Source organism: Streptomyces globisporus, from assembly GCF_003501885.1.
GTDB classification, from domain to species: domain Bacteria; phylum Actinomycetota; class Actinomycetes; order Streptomycetales; family Streptomycetaceae; genus Streptomyces; species Streptomyces globisporus_D.
Genome location: NZ_QWFA01000007.1, coordinates 44,286 through 67,935, shown reverse-complemented (window position 1 = coordinate 67,935; position 23,650 = coordinate 44,286). Strand labels below are relative to the sequence as shown.

General features: G+C 72.6%; 13 protein-coding genes and 1 pseudogene. 9 read left to right on the top strand and 5 right to left on the bottom strand.

Annotated features, from left to right (window positions below):
* A partial coding sequence (locus D3105_RS02780; RefSeq protein WP_133305672.1) for an alpha/beta fold hydrolase occupies positions 1-1,207 on the bottom strand: 1,207 nt, incomplete at its 3' end.
* A 169-nt stretch (positions 1,208-1,376) separates the two neighbouring features.
* On the opposite strand from D3105_RS02780, the gene paaK reads away from it, so the two are divergent.
* From paaK to D3105_RS02750, 6 genes and pseudogenes are all read left to right on the top strand, one after another.
* Positions 1,377-2,678, top strand: coding sequence for a phenylacetate--CoA ligase PaaK (gene paaK, locus D3105_RS02775; protein WP_118899651.1), 1,302 nt, complete (start codon positions 1,377-1,379; stop codon positions 2,676-2,678).
* A 179-nt stretch (positions 2,679-2,857) separates the two neighbouring features.
* Complete coding sequence (locus tag D3105_RS35955) at positions 2,858-3,076, top strand: hypothetical protein (protein ID WP_240646777.1); 219 nt, start codon at positions 2,858-2,860, stop codon at positions 3,074-3,076.
* Positions 2,977-3,266 (top strand): annotated as a pseudogene (locus tag D3105_RS02765) (peptide ABC transporter ATP-binding protein); the annotation flags it as partial. The gene D3105_RS35955 and the pseudogene D3105_RS02765, both read left to right, overlap by 100 nt.
* An 813-nt stretch (positions 3,267-4,079) precedes the next feature.
* On the top strand, positions 4,080-8,957 hold the full coding sequence (locus D3105_RS02760; protein WP_118899649.1) for an RICIN domain-containing protein: 4,878 nt from the start codon (positions 4,080-4,082) through the stop codon (positions 8,955-8,957).
* A gap of 7 nt (positions 8,958-8,964) precedes the next feature.
* Complete coding sequence (locus D3105_RS02755; RefSeq protein WP_240646776.1) at positions 8,965-9,615, top strand: hypothetical protein; 651 nt, start codon at positions 8,965-8,967, stop codon at positions 9,613-9,615.
* Between the two features lie 227 nt (positions 9,616-9,842).
* Positions 9,843-12,257, top strand: a complete 2,415-nt coding sequence (locus D3105_RS02750) for an acylase (RefSeq protein ID WP_118899647.1) — start codon at positions 9,843-9,845, stop codon at positions 12,255-12,257.
* A gap of 52 nt (positions 12,258-12,309) precedes the next feature.
* Here D3105_RS02750 and D3105_RS02745 read toward each other — a convergent pair whose 3' ends face one another.
* Positions 12,310-13,860 carry an acyl-CoA synthetase gene (locus D3105_RS02745; RefSeq protein WP_118899645.1) on the bottom strand — a complete coding sequence of 517 codons (1,551 nt, stop codon included), beginning with the start codon at positions 13,858-13,860 and terminating at the stop codon, positions 12,310-12,312.
* Positions 13,857-14,966, bottom strand: coding sequence for an NAD(P)H-dependent flavin oxidoreductase (locus D3105_RS02740; protein ID WP_118899643.1), 1,110 nt, complete (start codon positions 14,964-14,966; stop codon positions 13,857-13,859). Before D3105_RS02740 ends, D3105_RS02745 begins: the two co-directional genes overlap by 4 nt.
* A 224-nt stretch (positions 14,967-15,190) precedes the next feature.
* On the opposite strand from D3105_RS02740, the gene D3105_RS02735 reads away from it, so the two are divergent.
* Positions 15,191-17,062: a serine hydrolase domain-containing protein gene (locus tag D3105_RS02735; protein WP_118899641.1), complete on the top strand. Its 1,872-nt coding sequence runs from the start codon at positions 15,191-15,193 to the stop codon at positions 17,060-17,062.
* 217 nt (positions 17,063-17,279) lie between these two features.
* On the top strand, positions 17,280-18,446 hold the full coding sequence (locus tag D3105_RS02730; protein ID WP_118899639.1) for an SGNH/GDSL hydrolase family protein: 1,167 nt from the start codon (positions 17,280-17,282) through the stop codon (positions 18,444-18,446).
* 10 nt (positions 18,447-18,456) lie between these two features.
* Here D3105_RS02730 and D3105_RS02725 read toward each other — a convergent pair whose 3' ends face one another.
* Positions 18,457-20,076 carry a phytoene desaturase family protein gene (locus tag D3105_RS02725; RefSeq protein WP_240646775.1) on the bottom strand — a complete coding sequence of 540 codons (1,620 nt, stop codon included), beginning with the start codon at positions 20,074-20,076 and terminating at the stop codon, positions 18,457-18,459.
* A gap of 59 nt (positions 20,077-20,135) precedes the next feature.
* A complete protein-coding gene (locus D3105_RS02720; protein ID WP_118899635.1) occupies positions 20,136-22,313 on the bottom strand; it encodes a serine/threonine-protein kinase in 2,178 nt (725 codons plus the stop codon).
* 300 nt (positions 22,314-22,613) lie between these two features.
* Between D3105_RS02720 and D3105_RS02715 the strand changes: the two genes are divergently transcribed.
* Positions 22,614-23,609 carry an Acg family FMN-binding oxidoreductase gene (locus D3105_RS02715; RefSeq protein ID WP_118899632.1) on the top strand — a complete coding sequence of 332 codons (996 nt, stop codon included), beginning with the start codon at positions 22,614-22,616 and terminating at the stop codon, positions 23,607-23,609.
* The last annotated feature ends 41 nt before the right edge of the window (positions 23,610-23,650 follow it).

The window sequence follows — 23,650 nt, the reverse complement described above, 5'->3', positions numbered from 1 at the left end:
GGGGCGGGGCGTCCTCGATGACGAGCCGCCCGATCAGGCCCGGTTCCCGCTGGGCCAGGAGGTAGGCGGCGACCCCGCCCATGGAGTGTCCGACGACGGTCGCTCCGGCGAGGTTGCGGGCCTCCAGGAAGGCGTGCAGGTCGTCGCGGAACATCTCGAAGGAGTAGCGGCCGGGCCAGTCGCTCAGCCCGTGGCCGCGGAAGTCGGGGGCGTACACGCGGTGGTCGGCGGCCAGGTCCTGCGCGATCCGGGTCCAGGTCTCGCCGGAGCCCGCCCGGCCGTGCAGCAGGACGACGGGCGGGGCCTCGGGGGCGCCCCACACCCGGTAGGCGAGCCGGACCCCGCCCGCCTGGACGCTCGACACCTCCGGGTCGAGGAAGGCCGCGACCGTGCGGGCGAAGGCTCCCGGGTCGTCCAGCCACGGGAAGTGCCCGGCCCCGCGCTGGACGACGAACTCGGCGCCCGGGAAGAGCGCGGCGAGCTCCGTGGCCCGGTCCGGGCTGGGGTGGCCGTCGTACTCCCCGGCGAGAACGAGGACCGGCACGGTGAGTCCGCGCAGGGCCGCGGCGGTGGCGGCGGGGTCGAAGGCGCCCTCCTCGGCGTAGCGTTCGCGGGCTTGCGCGTTGGTCTGTCCGGCGGAGGCCTCGGCGTGGGCGCGGGCCGTCTCGTCCCAGCGGCCGTAGGTGAGGGGCCGGACGGCGGGCCACAGCTCGGCGAACGGTCCCCCGGCGAGCAGCGCCTCCTGGGCGGCCCGCGCCTCGGGGTACCAGGGCTCGTCGCGCCGCAGTTCGGCGGCCTCTCGCAGATCCTGGTCGGTCACCTCGATGCCCACCGCCCGGGTGCTGGGCGTGACGAGGGTCAGGGTGCGCAGCCGCTCCGGGTGGCGGGCGGCGTACAGGAGCGCCAGGTCGGCTCCGGCGGAGTGTGCCAGGACGTCGATCCGCTCCAGGCCCAGGTGTTCACGCAGGGCGTCGACGTCGTCGACGAGGCGGTCGCAGCGGTACGTCGAGGGGTCCTTCGGCACACCGGACGCACCCGTGCCGCGCAGGTCCGGAAGGACGAGCCGGCGCCGGGCGGCGAGCCCTCCGAGGTCGCCGAGATACGCGCTCGCCCGCATCGGCCCGCCGGGCAGACAGATCAGCGGTTCCCCCTCGCCCACCAGGTGGTAGGCGAGTGGAGTCTTGTCGTACGCGGAGAAGGTCGGCATGCGCCCCATCCAAACAGGAAGCCGTGAGCGGGCACAGCGGACTTCGCCGCGGGCTGATCGACTCCGAACGCCGCACGCCTCTTGCCAGCACCCCCGGCCGCCTGAATTACTGCTCCCAGGAAAATCGACCGAATGATCGGTCGCCCGGTTCGGGAGAGGAAGGGTCCTGATGACGGCCATGCTGGACGCGGCGGAACGGCTCGGCCGGGGCGAGCTGGAGGCCCTGCAACTGGAGCGGCTGCGGTCCACGCTGCGCCACGCGTACGACAACGTCCCCTTCTACCGGGAAGCTTTCGACCGCGCGGGGCTGAAGCCCGAGGACTGCCGGACGCTCGCGGATCTGGCCCGCTTTCCGTTCACCGCGAAGACGGATCTGCGGGACAACTACCCCTTCGGGATGTTCGCCGTACCGGAGCACGAGGTGCGCCGGATCCACGCCTCCAGCGGCACGACGGGGCGGCCGACCGTCGTCGGGTACACCCAACGGGACCTGGACACCTGGGCGGACGTGGTGGCCCGGTCGATCCGGGCGGCGGGCGGGCGGCCCGGCCACAAGGTCCATGTGGCGTACGGATACGGGCTGTTCACCGGTGGGCTCGGGGCACACTACGGGGCGGAGCGGCTCGGCTGCACGGTGATCCCGGCCTCCGGGGGCATGACCGCGCGGCAGGTCCAGCTGATCCAGGACTTCCGGCCCGAGATCATCATGATCACGCCGTCGTACATGCTGACGCTGCTGGACGAGTTCGAGCGGCAGGGTGTCGATCCGCGTTCGACGTCCCTGAAGGTGGGGATCTTCGGCGCGGAGCCGTGGACCGAGGGGATGCGCCGGGAGATCGAGGACCGTTTCGCGATCGACGCGGTGGACATATACGGGCTCTCGGAGGTGATGGGCCCGGGGGTGGCGCAGGAGTGCGTGGAGACGAAGGACGGGCTGCACATCTGGGAGGACCACTTCTATCCGGAGGTCGTGGACCCGTTCACCGGTGAGGTGCTTCCCGACGGTGAGGAGGGGGAGCTGGTCCTCACCTCGCTGACCAAGGAGGCGATGCCGGTGATCCGCTACCGGACCCGGGACCTGACGCGGCTGCTGCCGGGGACGGCGCGGACGTTCCGGCGGATGGAGAAGGTCACCGGCCGCAGCGACGACATGGTGATCCTGCGCGGGGTGAACCTCTTCCCCACGCAGATCGAGGAGATCGTGCTCCGGACGCCCGCCGTCGCCCCGCACTTCCAGCTGCGGCTCACCCGGCACGGGCGGCTGGACGCGCTGACGGTCCTCGCGGAGGCGCGGGCGGACGCGACGTCCGACGAACGGGAGAAGGCGGCGCGGGGCATCGCGGCGGCGGTGAAGGACGGCGTCGGGGTGTCGGTGAGCGTCGAGGTCGTGGATCCGGAGACGCTGGAGCGTTCGGTGGGCAAGATCCGGCGGATCGTCGACCTTCGGGAGAAGGAGTCCGGCACGGGGTGAACGGCGGCGCTGACCGACGCTGTTCACACGGCCGCAACACCCGTTCCCACTATGCGGACAGCTGCCGAAACGTCTCGACACAGGGGGCCGGCCCCTGCGAGTCTCCCGCTCTATATCTCGCCCACCGGCCCCTGGTCATCACCGCTCCGAGCTCCGCCGTCGTCCTCTGCGCCGCCCTCGTGGGCTGCGCCCCGCAAGCGGAGGAGAAGGGGGCGTCGCACGGGCCCGGTGCGACGGCGTCCTGCGCGCCCGGCAAGCTCGCCACCCAGGTGCCCGGAAAGCTCACCGTCGGCACCGACGAGCCCGCGTACGCCCCCGGCTGCTGCTCCTGGACGAGATCACGGCGGCGCTGGACCCGGAGTTGGTGGGCGAAGTGCTGGGTCTCGTCCGGGAGGTGAAGGAGGACGGGATGACGATGGTGATCGCCACGCACGAGATGGCGTTCGCGCGCGAGGTCGCCGACCAGGTGTGTTCCTCGACGGCGGGGTGGTGCTGGAGCGCGGCACACCCGAGGAGGTGTTCAGTACGCCCCGCGAGGAGCGTACGCAGCGGTTCCTGCGGCGGATCGTGGCCGCAGGGCGGCTGTAGGAGCCTCTTCAGGTCAGTTCGTCCCTCGGTTGCCTCTTGAGGATCTTTCCGCCGGCGTTGCTCGGCAGTTGGTCGATGAACACGATGTGCTGAGGCGCCATGAAGGCGGTGGGCTTCTCGCGGACGCGCGCGATGAGTCCCCCTCGTCCACCCTTGCCTCGGCGCGCCGGACGACGACGGTGACGGCCTCGATCCAGCGGGCGACGGGGAGGCCGATGGCGGCGGCCTCGGCGACGGCGGGTGGGTGCGGATCAGGTGCGGATCAGGTGCGGCTACTGCCGGGTAGGGAATTTCCCCCTTTCCACGGCTCATTCTCAGTCAACTTATGACTAAATACGGTCAACTCTCAGCTCGATCTTCGCATTCCCCTCACAGGTCACTCCTGTCATGGACACAAGGCCTGCCTGGGCGAGTGGCGGGCTCACCGCACATCGGACACTCCGCAACGGTGCTCCGCGCTCCGGAATTCGGTCGGACTCCCGTGCGGCAGCGGACGTATGGTGAGCGCCGCGCGCGTGGCGGGACCTGACCGCTCGGCCACGGGACGCGCACATCACACGGCGGCCGGGGGGCGGATCCGCCACGGGGGAGGTTCGCCGTCATGCCGCACCATCGGCTCGCTGAGCACGCCGAGCCGGACGGTCTCGCCGTCCGCGCCGCCGCACAGGGCTGACCCCCCGAACCTCCACCCGCCGCACCGGCACCCCCGCCTGTCCTCGCTCGCGAAGAAGGATTACTCCCTTGCGCCTCAAACCAGGGTTGTTCAGACCCGGACCACGCCGATCACCGATCCTCACCCCTGTCGTCACCTCTGTGGCGGCGCTCGCCGTCCTCGGCGGTCTGGGCGCACAGCCCGGGGCCGCCGCGCCGGACCGGGCCGACCGTGCAGCCCCAGCAGGCGCCGGCAGCGACTGGAACGAGGAGACCCCCGCCGAACTGCTCCGCCAGGACCAGTGCCTGATGGACGGCGTGCTGCGGCTCGGCGGACCGTCCATGGCCGCCACCGCGCAGAGCGGACTCGACCAGACGCCGGAGAAGCTCCGCGAACTCGCCGACCGGCAGCACTGGGAGGACACCCCGCTCGCCACGGCCTACCAGAGCGACCGGGACGCGGCGCTGAAGGAGCTCGACGCGCTGCACGCCCTGCGCGACGGGTGGCAGAAGCCTCTCCAGGGGCTGACCAACCCGGCCGGCTTCACCGTCACCGCATTCGCGTGGCCTCCCGGTACCCGCGAGGGCCAGGACTTCTACGAGCAGACCGGTCTGACCCAATGGACCTCCGACCGGTTCTGGAAGGACGAGCGCGACTTCTACGAGGACCCGACCCCGCCCGCCGACGCGGCGACCGTCAAGGCGGTCAAGGACCTCGGGGCCCCGCTCTACGGCACCGACCCGGACCCGAGCTCGCCCGACTGGAACCGTGCCCTCGCCGAGCACGGCGCGTACGAGCACCTGACGGACTGGTCGCTGGAGCCCACGGGCGCCGACAACGCCCGGATCTTCCTGGCGTCCGGCGGCTTCCCGCGTACCGCTCCCCAGCCCGGTTCGCCGGAGCACCGGATCGCGGTCGAGGACCTCAAGACCCGCTTCGCCGCCTGCGCGTGGCGGGACCCGATCGACCCGAACGACGTCCTGGACCCGATCTCCGACACTGCCGCCACGGAGTGGCAGAAGGAGATCTCCTCGCAGGCGACCCAGCGCAACCAGCTGCTGACCGCCAACAAGGACGCCACCAAGGCCCTGGCCACCGGGTCGAAGTTCCTCGGCGACCTGATCGGCCACTCCTGGGTGGCCGATCACCTGACCCAGTTCCAGGACTACTGGTCCGCGGGCGGAGTCGGCTGGATCGGCACCAAGCCGACCACCCTCCAGGTGAGCGCCTCCACCGGCAAGTGCCTCGACGTCGAGGGCGGCAAGACCGCCAACGGCACCCCCGTCCAGGTGTACACCTGCAACCACGGCGCCGCCCAACAGTGGGTCGTCGAGGGCGACGACAAGGGTCTGCACCTGCGGAACGTCGGTTCCCAGAAGTGTCTGGACGTCTCGAACACCAGCACCGCCGACGGCGCGAAGATCCAGATCTGGACCTGCAACAGCTCCCCGGCGCAGACCTGGGACTACAACGTCCGGGCCAAGACGATCCTGAAGAACGTCGGCACGGGCAAGTGCGTGAACCTGCCCAAGTTCGACAACAGCGTCAACGCCGTGCAGGCGACCTGCGGCCCCACGGGACCGCAGCAGTTCACGGTCAAGGTGTCCGGCAACAACGGCTCCGTCCCGCCGAAGGCCCAGTTCGACAAGGCCGCGAAGGGCATCACGGACGCCCGCGCCGCGGCGAAGAGGCAACTGGACGCACTCAAGGCACAGGCGGCAGCGGCGAAGAAGGCCGCCACCACCAGTGACACCGCCGAGAAGGCCGCCTACGCGATCGCGGACGCCCAGGGCTCGCCCCGGGGCCGCGGTCTGCTGGCCGCCCAGCAGAAGGCTCAGGTCACCAAGGGCGCCGTCGCCGCGCTGGACGCCATGGTGAAGGCCGGTGAGACCGCCGAGGCGGCCACCCGCGCCTCCGCCGCGGACAGTGACACGATCGCGCAGCGGGCGCTGGCCCAGGCCGCACAGTCGAAGGCCGAGTTCCGCCGGCAGGCGGCCTACGCCGCCGAAGTGCAGGCGAAGGCGGCCGCCGACGGTGCGAAGATCCACCGCGACAACGCCAAGAAGGACAAGGAGACCGCGGAGGCGAAGCTCGCCGAGGCACTGAAGGCCGAGAGCGACGCCAAGGCGGCCGCTGCCACGGCGCACGCCAAGCGGCTCGCCGCGGAGGCCGAGGAGGCCACCGCGAAGAAGGAGAAGGAGACCGCGGCGGCCAAGCAGGCCGAGGCGGCTCAGCACCGCAGGACCGCGGAGGCCGAGGCGGGCACCGCGAAGGACGCCAAGGAGAAGGCGGAGGCCGCGGAAGGCACCGCAGTGCAGAAGCAGAAGGCCGCCGAGACCGCCCGCGACAAGGCCAAGGACCTGCGCGACGACGCGTGGGACGCCGAGCAGAAGGCGGACGCGGCACGCGCCAAGGCCGACGCCAAGGAGGCGTTCGCCCAGGCCCACGAGTCGGACGCCAACGCTCAGGAGTCGCGTGCCGCCGCGAACGCCGCGGCAGGCCACGCCGACGACGCCGAGGCCGCAGCCGGCCGGGCCCGCACCGCGGCGAACGCCGCGACGCAGGCCGCCGCCGACGCGGACGCCGCCGCCACCCGCGCGGAGGCGGCCGCCAAGCGGGCCCGCGCCCACTCGGACGCGGCCCAGGCCGCCAAGCTGAAGTCCGAGGCCGCGGTGCGCACCGCCACCAGTGCGGCGGCGGACGCCATCAAGGCGTCGGATCACGCCGCCGCGGAGGCGAAGACCGCCGTCGAGCTGGCGGACGAAGCGGAGCGACAGGCCAAGACCGCCAAGACCCATGCGGACGAGGCCCACAAGGAGGCCGGCAAGGCGCTCGTCGCCTCAGCCAGGGCCGCCGGCTTCGCCCACGTCACGGCGCAGGCCGCCGTCGACGCCGGGAACGCGGCCGAACAGGTCGCCAAGCCGGCGAACGACGCCATCCAGCTCGGTTCCCCCTACGTGACGACCGACTCCGCCGCCTCCCTCGTCGTGCTGGCGGGCCAGTCGTCCAAGTCGATCGCCGAGCAGCAGAAGAGTGTCGCCGACGCCCACGCCAAGAACGCACAGGAGGAGGCCGCCGCGGCCAAGGCCATCGCGGCGGCCGCGCAGGGCGACGCCAAGGCCGCCTACCAGCACGCCGCGAACGCGGCCGGCCACGCGGCGACCGCCCGTACCTACGCGAAGGAGGCACTCGGCTACGCGGCGGACGCCGCCACCGCGGCGTCCAAGGCGTCGCAGTCCCTCGCGCGCACCATCGAGTACGACCGCAAGGCCGGCGAGGACGCGGCCGCGGCGGACAAGGCGGCCGGACGCGCAGAGGGCTACGCCACCGACGCCCGTTCGTCCGCCGACGCGGCCGCGCTCGACGCCCAGGCCGCCCGCGACGCCGCGGCCGCGGCAGAGCAGGCCGCCAAGGACGCACGCGCCGCGGCGACCCGCGCCGACACCGCCGCCACCCTGGCGGAGGAGGCGGCCAAGGACGCCCAGAAGTACGCGGAGTCGGCCCAGGAAGCTGCCGAGTCCGCCGAGCGCAAGGAGGCCAACCAGCAGGTCAGCAGCGGTGCGGGCACCGGAATCGGCGGCACCTGGTACGTCGTCGACGAGAGCACGGTCGAAGTCACCGACGCCAAGCAGCTCAACGACTGCGTCATCGACATCGGCTTCGAAGGCTGCACCGTCACCTTCACGGTCACGTTCAGCGCGACCGTCGACTTCTTCCTCTGCACCGACCCGGACGTCCCCGCATCCGCGACCGGCTGCCCGCAGGCCGACACGGTCCTGGTCAGGTCCGAACCCTTCACGGGACTGAAGAAGGACGTCACCAACTACTTCAGCAAGCTCGACCTGATCCAGCAGACCGTCGTCTACCGGATCCTCAAAGCAGTCCTGATCCAGGACTTCGTCGACTGCTGGCACGGCAGCGTCAGCGGCTGCGCCTGGGCCGCGTCCAACTTCGTCCCCGGCAAGGCCTTCGCCAAGATCGCCGAGGCGATCAACGCCCTGGACGCCGCCCTGAAGACCGGCATCGGCATCGCCGACGCCTACAAGGCCCTGAAGATCCTCGACGTGGACCCCGCGACGCTCGCCAAGATCTCGCAGCAGGTCAACATCGTCGAGGACGCCCTGACGAGCTGCCGGGTCAACAGCTTCCCGGCGGAGACACGGGTGCTGATGGCGGACGGCACGCGTCGGCCGATCGACTCCGTGCGCCAGGGCGACCTGGTCCTCGCGACGGACGCCGAGACCGGCGTCCACGCGATCCAGCCCGTCACCGACACGTACCGGCACGATGCGAATCGTCTCGTCGATGTGTCCTTCGCCGACGGGTACCGCCTGACCAGTACGGCAGGGCACCGGGTGTTCGTGGCGGAGCGGGGCTGGACCGTCGTGGCCGACCTGCGCGTCGGCGACCGGCTCCGTGGACCGGACGGCACGGCTCGCGCCGTGCGTGCGCTGAACGACCGGTCGGATCTGGCGCCCCGCACGGTGTACGACATCACCGTCGACGGGACCCACACCTTCTATGTGGGCGCGGAGGGCGCGCCGGGTGCACCGGCGCGTGACGTCCTGGTCCACAACTGCGTGCAGCTCACGTTGCACGAGGGCGACCGCGGTGCGCACACGATCCGGGACCACGTGAACACCACGCCCCAGCGGGCCAAAGACAAGGCCAGGGACGAGCTCGCGAGGAACCCCAACCACCCCGGTGTGACCGGTGTCTGGACGAATCTGGACACGGCTCAGGAAGCCGTGAACGACGCCATGCTGAAATGGCTGACGGGCATGTCGCCCAGCCAGAACGCGGCAAACCAGAAGCGACTGCAGAAGTGGATGCAGGAAACGCGGAAGGACTCGGAGAGCCCCACGGACCTCCTCTCATTCGACGTGACGCTCAACAATCCGGCATCCCTGGGCACCGTCTATCACCACACCGGTGACAGCTGGGCAGCCAAGAACATCGTGTCGATCACTCTCAAGAGGTCGGCGCACAAGCCGGGCTACATGGTGTACACCTCCTACCCCAAGGGACCGAGGCCGTGAGGTGACAGTGCGACGCCAGGATATGTGGATCGACTTCGGGCTCAGCGGGCTCACCAAGTGGTTCGCCGCCCCATGGGCCGGCGAGGTCACGCCCGAGGAGCTCGTCATCGAGGCGGCGAGCTGGGGAGACGGCGGCTACGCGCCGACACTCCTGGAGGATGCGCAGCGACTGCTGGCGTCCCCTGTGCCGGCTGCGGTGATCGAACGGTTGTGGTGTGCGGCGATCGGACTTCCCTACGACCCCGGCGCCGTACCGGTCGAAGGGCGCGCGTGGCTGGACGAGATCGTCGGACTCTGCGTAGCACGAGTGCGCCAGGACGATCCCTCCTTCACTTCCGCATCGCCGCAGCCACCGGCGAACGGGATGCTGGGGGAGGCGGTTCTGCGGGAGGTCCGCGAGGTCGCTCCGGCCGTGGTCGACGCCGTCCGCGCCGCCGGCCACTCCGGCGGGGCCGACGTGGTGGGGGCGGTGGAGCAGGTGGTCGTCCACGTGGACCCCGACCTGGGTTTCCGCCTCTTCCTGCGGATCCTCAAGGCGTACATGGTCCCGATCACGGAATCGCGGTATCTGCGGTACCACGAGCTGGGTGAGCGCTTCGGCTACCACGAGCTCGTCGTCGACGACGGCACGCTGCAGTCGGTTGCCGACACGGACTGAGCGCCCGGCGTCCGCTCGGCCGAGGGCCCGCACACCCCTGTCACGGGGCGTGCGGGCCCTTGCAACAGGCCCAGGGGGCCACGCGAACGTCGCTGTCGCGACCTTCGCGGAGGCCGGATACCGACCAGACGGTTGACAGTTGCCGGGGCTCCCTGGCTGAGTGGCGCGTGGCTGTCCGGACGGTCCGGTCAACCGCCTGTGCCACCCGCACCGTTGGGAGGAACACCTTGAGATTGCGAAACCGTCTGAGACTGCTCGGGGTTGCCGGTCTCGCCCTGTTCACCGTGTCGGCGTCGCTGCCGCCGGCCACCGCCTCCGGGGCGGGTCAGGAGCGGCACCCGTCCGGCGGCGGGCTCTCCGCCGTCATCCGGTACACGGAGTACGGCATTCCGCACATCGTGGCCAAGGACTACGCGCAGCTCGGCTTCGGCACCGGCTGGGCGCAGGCCGCCGACCAGGTGTGCACGCTGGCGGACGGCTTCCTCACGGTGCGCGGGGAGCGGTCGAGGTTCTTCGGGCCGGACGCGGCCACGGACTTCTCGCTGTCCTCGGCGGCGACGAACCTCTCCAGCGATCTGTACTTCCGGGGCGTCCGGGACAGCGGCACGGTGGAGAAGCTGCTGAAGGTCCCCGCGCCCGCCGGTCCGAGCCGGGACGTGAAGGAGACGATGCGCGGGTTCGCCGCCGGGTACAACGCGTGGATCGCGCAGAACCGGATCACCGATCCGGCCTGCCGGGGCGCGTCCTGGGTACGCCCGGTGACGGCGCTGGACGTGGCGGCGCGCGGGTACGCCCTGGCGGTGCTCGGCGGCCAGGGGCGCGGGATCGACGGCATCACCGCCGCGCAGCCGCCGACCGCCGCTCCCCCGGCGGCCGGGGTCACCCCCGAGGAGGCGGCGTCGGCGGCGAAGCGGCTGCTGTCGGCGCAGAACGCGGACATGGGGTCCAACGCGGTGGCCTTCGACGGCTCCACCACGGTCAACGGGCGCGGGCTGCTGCTGGGCAACCCGCACTACCCGTGGCAGGGCGGACGCCGCTTCTGGCAGTCGCAGCAGACGATCCCCGGGGAGCTGAACGTGTCGGGCGCGTCGCTGCTGGGCGCGACGACGATCTCGATCGGGCACAACGCGGATGTGGCGTGGAGCCATACGGTCGCCACCGGGGTGACGCTGAATCTCCATCAGCTCACCCTCGACCCGGCCGACCCGACCGTCTATCTGGTGGACGGGAAGCCGGAGCGGATGACGAGGCGGACGGTGAGCGTCCCGGTGAAGGGCGCGGCCGACGTGACCCGCACCCAGTGGTGGACCCGCTACGGGCCCGTGACCACGTCGATGGGTGCGGCACTCCCGTTGCCGTGGACGGCGACGACGGCGTTCGCGCTGAACGACCCGAACGCGACGAACCTGCGGATGGCGGACACGGGCCTCGGCTTCAGCAAGGCCCGGGGCACGAAGGACGTCGAACGCTCGCTGCGCCGGAATCAGGGCATGCCGTGGGTGAACACGATCGCGGCGGACCGGGCGGGGCACTCGTTCTTCGCCCAGTCGCAGGTGCTCCCGAGGATCACGGACGACTTGGCGGAGCGCTGCTCGACCCCGCTGGGCCGGGCCACCTACCCCGCCTCCGGCCTCGCGGTGCTGGACGGTTCGCGGAAGGACTGCGCCCTGGGCAGTGACCGGGACGCGGTGCAGCCGGGGATCTTCGGCCCGAGCCGGATGCCGGTGCTGAAGAACCGGCCGTACGTGGAGAACTCCAACGACAGCGCGTGGCTGACCAACGCGGACCGGCCGCTGACCGGGTACGAGCGGGTCTTCGGCACCATCGCGACACCCCGGTCGATGCGGACGCGCGGCGCGATCGAGGACGTCGCGTCGATGGCGGACAAGGGCCGCCTCAGGGTCGCGGACCTTCAGCGGCAGCAGTTCGCCAACCGGGCGCCGGCCGGGGATCTGGCCGCGTCGGAGGTGGCGAAGTGGTGCGCCGCGCTGCCGGGCGGTACGGCGGTGGGCACGAGCGGCGCGCCGGTCGATGTGTCGGAGGCCTGCAAGGTGCTGCGGCGCTGGGACCGGAGCGTGGACAGCGACAGCCGGGGCGCGCTGTTCTTCGACCGCTTCTGGCGGAAGGCGTCGGCGGTGCCGGCGGCCGAGCTCTGGAAGACGCCGTTCGACCCGGCCGATCCGGTGCGCACCCCGCGTGGCCTGAACACCGCCGCGCCCGGCGTGGGCAAGGCGCTTGCGGACGCGGTGGCGGAGCTGCGGGCGGTGGGTATCGCGCTGGACGCACCGCTGGGCAAGCACCAGTTCGTCGTACGGAACGGCAAGCGGCTCCCGATCGGCGGCGGGACGGAGTCGCTGGGCATCTGGAACAAGACCGAGCCGGTGTGGAACGCGGCGGACGGCGGCTATACGGAGGTGTCGTCGGGCTCCAGCTACATCCAGGCGGTCGGCTGGGACGACAGCCGCTGCCCGGTGGCGCGGACGCTGCTGACGTACTCCCAGTCGGAGAACCCGAAGTCCCCGCACTTCAGCGACCAGACCCGGCTGTACGCGGGTGAGCGCTGGGTGACGTCCCGGTTCTGCGAGAAGGACATCGCACGCTCGCCGGACCTGCGGGTGGTGCGGGTGCACGAGCGGCGGTAGGGCACGTCCGGGAGGAGCGCGCCGCCCGCACGTCCCTCCCGGAACCCGCTGGCTACAGCGGTCGCTCGAAGCCCTCCCAGTACGGCTCGCGCAGTCGCCGTTTGTAGAGCTTGCCGTTGGGGTCGCGGGGCATGGCGGTGATGAAGTCGAGGGAGCGGGGCCGCTTGTACCCCGCGAGCCGCTCCTCGCAGTGGGCGAGGATCGCGGCGGCGAGCGCGTCCGACGGCTCGTGGCCCTCGGCCGGTTCGACGACGGCCTTGACCTCCTCGCCCCGGTCGGCGTGCGGGATGCCGAAGGCGGCCGCGTCAGCGACGGCGGGATGGGTGAGCAGGGCCGACTCGATCTCTGCGGGGTAGATGTTGACGCCACCGGCGATGATCATGTCGATCTTGCGGTCGCGGAGGAAGAGGTAGCCGTCCGCGTCCAGGACGCCCAGGTCGCCGACGGTGAAGAAGTCGCCGATGCGGTTCTTGCGGGTCTTGGTCTCGTCCTTGTGGTAGCTGAAGCCGCCGGTGCTCATCTTCATGTAGACGGTGCCCAGTTCGCCCGGCGGGAGCCGGTTGCCGTCGTCGTCGAAGACGGCCAGTTCGCTGATCGGCCAGGCCTTGCCGACGGTTCCGGGCTTCTTCAGCCAGTCCTCGGCGGTGGCGAACGCCCCGCCGCCCTCGCTGGCCGCGTAGTACTCCTCGACGCAGCTCCCCCACCAGTCGATCATGGCGCGTTTGACGTGGTCCGGGCAGGGGGCGGCCCCGTGGATGGCGTGCCGCATCGAGGAGACGTCGTAGCGGGCCTTCACCTCCTCGGACAGGGCGAGCAGCCGGTGGAACTGCGTGGGGACCATATGGGTGTGGGTGCAGCGGTGGGCGTCGATGAGGCGGAGCATCTCCTCGGGGGCCCACCCGTCCATCAGGACCAGCGGGTGGCCGATGTGCAGGGCCGCGCCCGCGAATTGGAGCACGGCGGTGTGGTAGAGCGGCGAGCAGACGAGGTGGACGTTGTCGTCGAACGGCCGGATGCCGAAGATGCCGAGGAACCCGCCGAGGTAGGTCTCCTCGGGGCGTTTGCCGGGCAGTGGCCGGCGGATGCCGCGCGGGCGGCCGGTGGTGCCCGAGGTGTAGTTCATGACCCAACCCAGAGTGCGGCCCTCGGGCGGGGTCGCGGGGTGGCCGTCGAGGAGTTCGGCGTACGGGCGGCTGCCGGGGACCGCGCCGACGCCGTAGCGGTGGCTCGCGGGCAGTTCCGCCTCGTCGGCGGCGGCCGTCGCGGCGGTGGCGAAGCGTTCGTGGGCGATCAGGACGCGGGCGCCCGAGTCGGCGACGATCCAGGCGATCTCGGGGCCGACGAGGTGGTGGTTGACGGGTACGAGGTAGAAGCCGGCCTGCGAGGCGGCGAGGTAGGCGGTGAGGAGTTCGACGCCGTTGGGCAGCACGACGGCGAACGCGTCGCCCTCGCGCAGTCCCGCCGCGCGCAGCCCGTGGACCATGCGGTTGACGTCGGCGTGCAGCCGGCCCGCGCCCCACTCCTCGCCGTCGGGGGCGATCAGGACGGTGCGGTCGGGGTCGGCTGTGGCCTGGGCCCAGAAGCCGTTGGGCGGCTGGTTCACGTGGCGCTCCTTCCGGCGATGCGGTTGACGCGGGTGACGGCCCGTTCGAAGCCGCGGGTGAGGTCGTCGACGACGGCCTGGACGCTGCGTTCGCTGGTCATCCGGCCGACGACCTGCCCGACGGGGGTGCCGAGCAGCTCGCCGACCTCGTACTTCTGGATCCGGGAGACGGCCTCGGCGACCAGCAGCCCCTGGAGCGGCATCGGCAGGGTTCCGGGCCCCGCCGGGTCGTCCCAGGCATCCGTCCACGCGGTACGGAGCTGGCGTGCGGGCTTGCCCGTCAGGGCACGGGAGCGGACGGTGTCGCCGGAGCCCGCGGCGAGCAGTTTGGCGGTCAGGGCCTCGGAGTGCAGGTCGGCCTCCTCGGTGGTGAGCCAGAGGGAGCCGAGCCAGACGCCCTGGGCGCCGAGGGCGAGTCCGGCGGCGACCTGTTCGCCGCTGCCGATGCCTCCGGCGGCGAGTACGGGCAGCGGGGCGACGGCCTCGACGACTTCGGGGACCAGCACCATGGAGCCGATCTCGCCGGTGTGGCCGCCCGCCTCGTACCCCTGGGCGACGACGACGTCGATGCCCGCCTCCGCGTGGCGCCGGGCGTGCCGGGCGCTGCCGGCCAGGGCGGCGACGAGGACGCCGTGGTCGTGGGCGCGGTCGATGACGTCGGCGGGCGGGGAGCCGAGGGCGTTGGCCAGCAGCTTGATCGGGTAGTCGAAGGCCACGTCGAGCTGGTTCCGGGCGACCTCCTCCATCCAACCGGTGATGCGCCACCCGGACGCCTCCCCCTCGGCCAGCTCGGGCACGCCGTGGCGGGCCAGGAGTTCCCGGACGAATCCGCGGTGTTCCTCGGGGATCATCGCCTCGACGTCCGCCTCGGTGACGCCCTCGACCTTCTTGGCGGGCATGACGACGTCGAGGCCGTAGGGCTTGCCGTCGGCGTGCTGGTGCAGGCGGTCGAGGTCGCGTGCGAGGTCGTCGGGGGCGGTGTAGCGAACGGCTCCGAGCACGCCGAAGCCGCCGGCTCTGGTGATGGCCGCGGCGACCTCGGGGAACGGCGTGAAGCCGAAGATGGCGTGCTCGATTCCCAGTTGGCGGCTCAGTTCCGTCTCCATGGGCGGCAGGATGCCGCAGCGGTGCGGCCGAGGGAAGAGCTTTTCTGATGCAGTGTCAGATTCTTTGCGAGCCTGGACCCGTCCGGAAACGCGGAGGTGACAGTAATCTCTGCGGCGGCAGGAACTTTCACTGCTCGGCGAGATTTCGGAAGTTACTTTCGCGCGGGCTCCGGCATACGGGTACGCCCCGGGGACCGGACGTCGGGCGCGGGAAGGAGTCGCGGATGACCGGGGACACGCAGGGGCACGGGCGGACCTCCGAGAACACCCCACGCACCGCCGGGAGCGGCATCGCCCGACGGCGGCTGGGCGGCGGGATACTGGCGCTGGGCGGGGCGCTCGCGCTGACACCGATTCCCCTCGCGGGCGCGGCCGCCCGGAGCGGGCCGGGCAGTGCGGCGGACACGGGAGCGGGCATGGAGTCAGGGGCACACCGGCCCACGCTGCGGCGTGGCAGCGCGACCCGCGCCGGGCTGCTCCAGGAGCCGCTGGACCAGCTCGTCCGGGACGCGGAAGCGTATCTGGCCAACTCCCCCAAGCACCCCTGGTACGCGGGCGCGGTGCTGCTCGCCGGGCGGGGCGGCACGGTGGCGCTGCACCGGCCGATCGGCAAGGCGGTGCGCTATTCCGCGTACGACGAGAAGACCGACACGGGGGTGGAGTTCCCGGCGGACCGGCAGATCGCGATGGCCGAGGACACCGTCTTCGACCTCGCCTCGATCTCCAAGCTGTTCACCTCGCTCCTGGCGGTCCAGCAGATCGAGCGCGGCACGCTGGAGCTGGAGGCGACGGTCGCCTCGTATCTTCCGGACTTCGCGGGCGGCGGCAAGCAGGACATCACGGTCCGTCAACTGCTCACTCACACGTCGGGTTTCCGCTCGTGGATCCCGCTGTACAAGGAGCCGACCCGGGAGGGCAAGCTCCGCATGCTGTGGGACGAGGTCCCGGCGAGCACGCCGGGCAGCGCCTACCTCTACTCCGACCTCAACCTGATCTCGCTCCAGCTGATCCTGGAGCATCTCACCGGCCGCCCGCTGGACGTCCTGCTCCGCGAGGAGATCACCGCCCCGCTCGGCATGCACCGCACGCGCTACAACCCGCCCGCCTCCTGGAAGCCGAAGATCGCGGCGACGGAGGACGCCCGACTGCCCTGGTCCGGTCTGGAGCGCGGTCTCGTCTGGGGCGAGGTGCACGACGAGAACGCCTTCGGCTTCGGCGGGGTGGCGGGCCACGCCGGGGTGTTCTCCTGCGCCTGGGACCTCGCGGTGCTCGCCCGGACGCTCCTGAACGGCGGGGTGTACGGCCGCTCCCGCATCCTGTCCGAGGAGTCGGTGGACCTGCTGTTCACCGATTTCAACACCGCGTTCCCGGGCGACGAGCACGGCCTGGGCTTCGAGCTCTACCAGCACTGGTACATGGGCGCGATGGCGACTCCGCGCAGTGCGGGGCACACCGGATTCACCGGGACCAGTCTGGTGCTCGACCCGACGACCGACACCTTCCTCATCGTGCTGGGCAACTCTGTCCATCCCGTACGGAGTTGGCGCTCGGGCAGCGCGCCCCGGGTGGCGACCGCCAACCAGCTGGCCCGGGCCGTTCCGGTCCGGCCCGAGCGGGGGCGCACGGCCTGGTTCTCCGGGATGGCGAGCGCCTCCACGGCCACCCTCACGCTGCCCGCCCTGCGCCTGGGCTCAACACGGGCCCGGCTGGAGTGCGCGCTGTGGTGGGACACCGAACCGGCCTCCGACGGCCTCTTCCTGGAGGCGTCGGCGGGCGGGGAGGACTGGCAGCCGGTGCCGTTCACCACCGTACGCCCGGGCCCCGGCCACCGCCCGGACCCGGTGCCGCACCCGTCGGGCTCGGTGACCGGCTGGTCGGGGCGGGTGTGGCACCGGCTGGAGGCGGACCTGTCGGCCTGGCGCGGCACGAACCTCCAGCTGCGGTGGCGGTACACCACGGACCAGCTGTACGTGGGGCGCGGCGCCTATGTGGACGCCCTGCGGGTGAGGGACGGGGGCCGCACGGTCTTCGACTCCGAGCGGCCCCGGGACGCGGGGCGGATCAGGGCGACGGGCTGGGTGCTGTCGGCCGACTGAGCGGCGGGCGGGGCGCCGCGCGTGGTGTGCCGGCGCCCGCCCGACGCCCCCGCCACAATGGTGTCGCGTCCGGTGCGCACCGGCGTCACCACCGGTTCATCCGGGGGCCGTTGGATGGAGCGAGCCGCTCGGCCCACCCGCTCCGCGTGGTCGATTCCAGGAGGCACACCATGAGCAGCGTCCGACACCCCGCCCCCTCCGCCCCGGTGCTCTCCCGGTGACCGGCCGGGTCCCCGCACCGGCGAGACGAAGCCTGCTGTACGCGGCGGCCGCCGGGATCACGGCGGCCTTCGCCCCCGCCCCGCTCGCGTCGGCGGCCCCGGACCGCGCGCCCGATCCTTCCCGTCCGGGCACAACCTGGACCACCTCCTGGGCCACGGCGCAGACCGCGCCCACGGCGGACGATCCGCTCGCGTCGGCCGGGCTCACGGACGGGCTCTGCACGACGCGGCTGCGGCTCTCGGCGGGAGGGCAGGTACGGCTGCGGTACGCGCACGCCTTCGGGACCGCGCAGGTGCTGGTGGGCCCGGTTACCGCTGACGGGCGGCCGGTCACCTTCGGCGGGCGGCCGCAGGCGTGGCTGGCGGCGGGCGCCTCCCTCATTAGCGACCCGGTGACGGGACTCCGGGTGCCGGACGGCTCCCTGCTGACCGTCGAGACGCGGCTCCCCGGCCCCACCGGCCCGCTGTCCTTCCACCGCAACACCCACGCCTGGCACACTGTCGACGGGGCCCGGACCCGGTCCGTGTTCCTCCTGACCGGGGTCGAGACGACCGGAGCGCGCGGCCCGGTCCTCGCCGTGCTGGGCGACTCGATCGCGGAGGGCACCGGCACGCCCGACGACGCGGACCTCCGCTGGCCCGACCAGCTGGCCCGCAGCCTGTCCGGCTCCGCCGTCGCCAACCTCGGCATCAGCGGCAACCGGCTGCTGCTCGACAGCGACCGCTTCGGGCCGAGCGCCCAGGCCCGCTTCGACCGGGACGTGCTGTCGCTGCCGGGGCTACGGACGGTCCTGGTACACCTGGGCGTCAACGACCTCCACCATCTGCCGGTCGAGCGCGACCCGGCCCGGATGGTGGCCGGGTACCGCCGACTCGCCCTGCGCGCCCGGTCCGCCGGGCTGCGGGTGGTGGGCGCCACCATCACCCCGTTCGAGGGGTGGACGCGCTGGACGCCGGGGGCGGACGCGGTACGCCGGGAGGTCAACGAGGCCGTGCGCACCGGGGGGATCTTCGACGCCGTCGCCGACTTCGACGCGGCGCTGCGCGACCCGGGCCGCCCCTCCCGGCTGCTGCCCGCGTACGACAGCGGCGACGGGCTGCACCCGGGCACCGAGGGGCACACGGCGATCGCCGCCGCCGTGGACCCCCGGCATCTGCGCTAGGGGATGCCCCTCACTCCCCCAGTGCGGCCATCGCCGCGTTGTGGCCGGGGACCCCGCTGACCCCGCCGCCGCGTACCGCGCCCGCCCCGCAGAGCAGCACATTGGTGTGCGCGGTCTCCACTCCCCAGCGCCCGGTGCCCTCGTCCGCGTACGGGAAGGAGAGGTCGCGGTGGAAGATGTGGCCGCCGGGCAGCCGCAGATCGCGCTCCAGGTCGAGCGGGGTCTTGGCCTCGATGCAGGGTTCGCCGTTCGCGTCGAGGGCCAGGCAGTCGGTGATCGGCTCCTCCAGGTGCGCGTCCAGTTCGGCGAGGGTCGCCTTGAGCAGGGCGGCGCGGGCGGCGTCGTTGTCGGCGGCGAACAGCCGGGCCGGGGCGTGCAGGCCGAAGAGAGTGAGGGTCTGGTAGCCGCGTGCGGCGAGCTCCGGGCCGAGGATCGTCGGGTCGGTCAGCGAGTGGCAGTAGATCTCGGACGGCGGGGCGGTGGGCAGCCGGCCGGCCGCCGCCTCCCGGTAGGCGTCGGCGAGCTGCCCGTACCCCTCGGCGATGTGGAACGTCCCGGCGAAGGCCTGCCGGGGGTCGACGGACCGGTCGCGGAGCTGCGGCAGCCGGGTGAGCAGCATGTTCACCTTGAGCTGGGCGCCCTCGGCGGGCGGGGGCGCGGTGTCGCCGAGCAGGGCGGCCAGGGCCTGCGGGGAGGCGTTGACGAGCACGCGACCCGCGGCGACGACGTGTTCGCCGTCCGGGGTGCGGACGGTGACCTCGGCGGCGTTCCCGTCGGTCTCGATGCGGGTCGCCTCGTGCCGTACCCGGATCTCGGCGCCCGCCGCCCGGGCGGCCCCGGCCAGGGCGTCGGTGAGTGCGCCCATGCCGCCGACGGGAACGTCCCAGTCGCCGGTGGAGCCGCCGATCACGTGGTAGAGGAAGCACCGGTTCTGGAGGAGCGAGGGGTCATGGGCGTCGGCGAAGGTGCCGATCAGGGCGTCGGTGAGGACGACTCCGCGCACCAGGTCGTCGGTGAAGTTCTCCTCGACGGCCACGCCGAGCGGTTCCTCGAACAGCATCCGCCAGGCGTCGGCGTCGTCGATCCGCTCGCGCAGCGCGTCGCGGCCGGGCAGCGGTTCGGTGAGTGTGGGGAAGACGCGCTCGGCGACCCGCTGGGTCATCCCGTAGAAGCGCTGCCAGGCCGCGTACTCGCGTTCGCCGCCGGTCAGCGCGGCGAACGACTCCCGGGTGCCCTCCCCTGCGACGAGCAGCCCGGTGGGGCGGCCGTCGCGCACGGCGGGGGTGTAGGAGGAGACGGTCCGCTTGCGCACGGCGAAGGCGAGGCCGAGGTCGCGGACGATCTTGTCGGGCAGCAGGGAGACCAGGTACGAGTAGCGCGAGAGCCGGGCTTCGACCCCGGCGAAGGGGCGGGTCGAGATCGCCGCTCCCCCGGTGGTGCCGAGCCGTTCCAGGACGAGGACGGACTGTCCGGCGCGCGCGAGATAAGCGGCGGCGACCAGGCCGTTGTGGCCGCCGCCGACAATCACGGCGTCGTAGCGGTCCCGGGTGGGCGCGCCGGGCCCGGAGACCTCCTGGGGTCCGGTCTGACCTGCGGGTGTTCGGGGTGCGGGGCTCTGAGGTGCGGGCATGCACCTTCGTAACACGCCGCCCGCCGTCCCCACCAGAGGCGGCGGCTCGACGGCTCTGCCTATGCCTGGGCGAGCCGCTCCAGGCAGTGCGCCTCGTCGTCGCGGGCCGCGAGCGTCTGGGGATGGTCGGGGCCCAGGGTCCGGGTGCGCGCCTCGGCGACCTGGCGGTAGGCCACGAGGGCCTCGCTCCACCGGCCGAGCCAGCCGAGACCCGCGGCGACCTCCCGGCGGCTGACGACCGTGTCGGGGTGGTCGGGGCCCAGCGCGCGTTCCCGGAGGGCGCAGACTTCGCGCGCCTCCGTGAGCGCCTCCTCCCAGCGTCCCAGCCGCCCCAGGTTGACCCCGAGGCCGTGGCGGGCTCGCAGTGTTTCGGGGTCGGCCGCTCCGGCGGTCCGGGTGCGGTCGGCGACCAGGGCGCGGTACAGCTCCAGGGCCTCCGTGTCGCGGCCGAGCCGGCCGAGGCTGATGCCGGCCTCGTAGCGGGCGGCGAAGGTGTCGGCGTGGTCGGCCCCGAGGACGTCGGCGCGGGCCCGGGCGACCTCCTGGTACGTGGCCAGCGCCTCCGACCAGCGGCCCAGCCTGCCCAGGGTGTACGCCACTTCGTAGCGGGTCGCGAGGGTGTCGGGATGGGTCGGGCCGAGCACGCGGGCGCGGGCGTCGGCGACCTCCCGGGCGATCCGGCAGGACTCCTCGGGCCGCCCGAGACGGCAGAGGTTGAACGCCAGGTTGTGGCGGCAGCGCAGGGTGTCGGGGTGGTCGGGGCCCATGACGCGTTCGCGGACGGCGAGGACCGTCTCGTACACCTGGTGGGCCTCGGCGTGCCGACCGAGGCGGCCCAGGGCGTGGGCGGTCGCCTGGCGGGCGGCGAGCGAGTGCGGATGGTCGGTGCCCAGGGCGCGTTCGCGGCCTTCGGCGACCCGGGTGAACGCGCTCAGCGCCTCCTCGGCCCGGCCCGTACGGCTGAGGGTGAGGCCGATCTCGTAATGGCTGGCGAGGGTGTCGGGGTGGTCCGGGCCGAGGACCCGCCCGCGCTGCTCGGCGACCTGGCGGTGCACCTCCCCCGCCTCCTCCCAGCGGCCGAGCCGGCCGAGGTCGATGCCAGCGCTGTGGCGGCCCTCAAGCCCGGCGAGGAGATCCGGGGCGGGAGGCGTGACCGACACGGAGACGAAGGAGCCGGTGTGCGGGACGGTGGCGCGCGCGGTGGTCCACTGCCCCGTCAGCCCGGCGGCCGGGTCGGGGCGTTCGGCGTGCGGGCCGGTCGCTCCGGTCGCCGGGTGACCGGCGGTCATGGACCGCGTCCAGGCGGGCAGCGCCCGCTCGCGCGGGGCCGGCAGCAGCCCTGGGCCCGGGTGCGCGAGGGGCCCCGGTCCGAGCGCGGGCTGTTCGCCGGTCCGGCCGAGGACGATGCGGCGGCGCAGGTCGCCCGCGTCCACGGGCCGCTCCTCCGGGGCCTTGGCCAGCAGGTCGAGGACCACGCGGTCGAAGAAGCCGGGCAGTTCGGCGCGGTGGGTGCGCAGCGGTTCCGGCGGGGTGTCGCGGTGTCCGACGAGCACGGCCCAGGCGTCCTCCTGGTCGAACGGCGGTACGCCGGTGGCGATTTCGTACAGGACGCAGCCCAGCGAGTAGAGGTCGCTGCGGTGGTCGACCTCCTTGCCGCTGATCTGCTCGGGCGACATGTAGTGCGGGGTGCCCATGGCGAGGCCGGTGGTGGTGAGCCGGGAGGTCATGCTGATGTCGTGACCGAGGCGCGCTATGCCGAAGTCGCAGATCTTCACCGTGCCGTCGGTGAGCCGCATGATGTTGGCGGGCTTGAGGTCGCGGTGGACGATGCCCTGCCGGTGGGTGTAGCCGAGGGCGTCGGCGACCTGTTCCGCGATGTCGACGACCTGTTCGACGGGCAGCGGGTGCTGCTGGTTCTCGTCCAGCAGCTGGCTCAGGTTCTGCCCGTCGAGCAGTTCCATGACGAGGTACAGCACGCCCTCGTACTCACCGAAGTCGTGTACGACGGTGACGCCCCGGTGCTGGAGGGAGGCGGCCACCCGGGCCTCGCGCCGGAAGCGCTCGCGCAGGATCCCCGTGAAGGCCTGGTCGTGCTGGGGGCCCATGGGTTTGAGGCATTTCACGGCGACCTGACGGCCCAGCGACTCGTCGAGGGCGCGCCACACCTCGCCCATACCTCCGCGCCCGATGAGTTCGAGCAGCCGGTACCGGCTCTGGATCAGCCTGGTGTCCGCCATCTGCCGTTTCCCGCCCCCGTTGTTCCCTGTTCCCCGCGTTCCCGGCCGCTGGTGCTGTCGCCCTCCCCGGCATGTCCAGTATGGCTGCCGGTAGCCGGAGTGTGTACGCGGCGGGGCGGTTACGGGGTCCCGGCCGTGTCCCGCGTCGGCCATCGGGCGGTGCGGCAGCCGTGGGGCGGGGCCCGGCCCCCTGCGGGCGCGCCCGGGCGGTCCACCGCATGCGAGCGCCCGGGCGCTCCTGGGACAATGGCACGCACGGGCGATCGGGAGACCTTCTGGACGACAGGAGACGCGAAGACCATGATCCCCACCGAACAGCGCGCCACCGCGATCGTCCCCTCGCTCGTCGAGGAGGCCGTGGCCGCGCCCTCCATGCACAACGCGCAGCCGTGGAGGTTCACCCACCGCTCCGGCAGCCGCCGCCTCTGTCTGTACGGCGATCCTGAACGTACGCTGCCGGTCGGCGACCCGGACCAGCGCGCCCTGCACATCGGATGCGGGGCGGCGCTGCTGAATCTGCGGGTGGCCGCCGCGCACCGCGGCTGGACGGCTGTCACCGAACTGCTGCCCGATCCCCACGATCCCTGGCACCTCGCCGACGTGCTGCTGGAGGAGAGCCCGGGGGCCACCGACCTCCGGCTGGCGGATCTGCAGCCCGCCGTGCGGCGTCGGCACACCAGTCGGCTCCCGTTCTCGGACGAGCGGATCCCGCCGGAGATCTGGGACGAGCTGAGCGCGGCGGCGCTGCTGGAAGGAGTCCGGCTGATCGTGCCGGGAACCTGGCACGCCGACGCCGTCATGGACCTCGTGCACGACGCGGAGCTCTTCGAGTCGGCCAGCGACGCCATGCGCGCCGAGATCATCACCTGGACCCGCACGGGCAGGGCCGGGGAGGGCCCGGCCACCGAGGGTGTCCCGTCGTACGCGTTCGGCCCCCGCCAGCACGGGACGACGGCCCCGGTACGGGACTTCGACGTACCGCACGGCTCTCCCGCCCGAGCGGCCGCCGTGTTCGAGGAGAGGCCGCAGACGGCCCTGCTGGGTACCGCGGCGGATCTGCCCGTGGACTGGCTGCGGGCGGGCCAGGGCATGGAGCGCGTGCTGCTGCAGGCCACGCTCGACGGGCTCGCGACGTCCTTGATCTCGCAGCCTCTCGAATGGCCCGAGCTCAGGGACCTGGCGCGTGATCCGCGTTCCCGGACCGGCTTCGTGCAGATGGTGTTCCGCTTCGGCTACGGGCCCGCGGGCCCGGCCACGCCCCGGCGGCCGGTCTCGGAGGTCCTCGAGGTCACGTGAGACGGCCGCGTCCTGCGGGCCCGTCCCATCTGCTGGAGGAA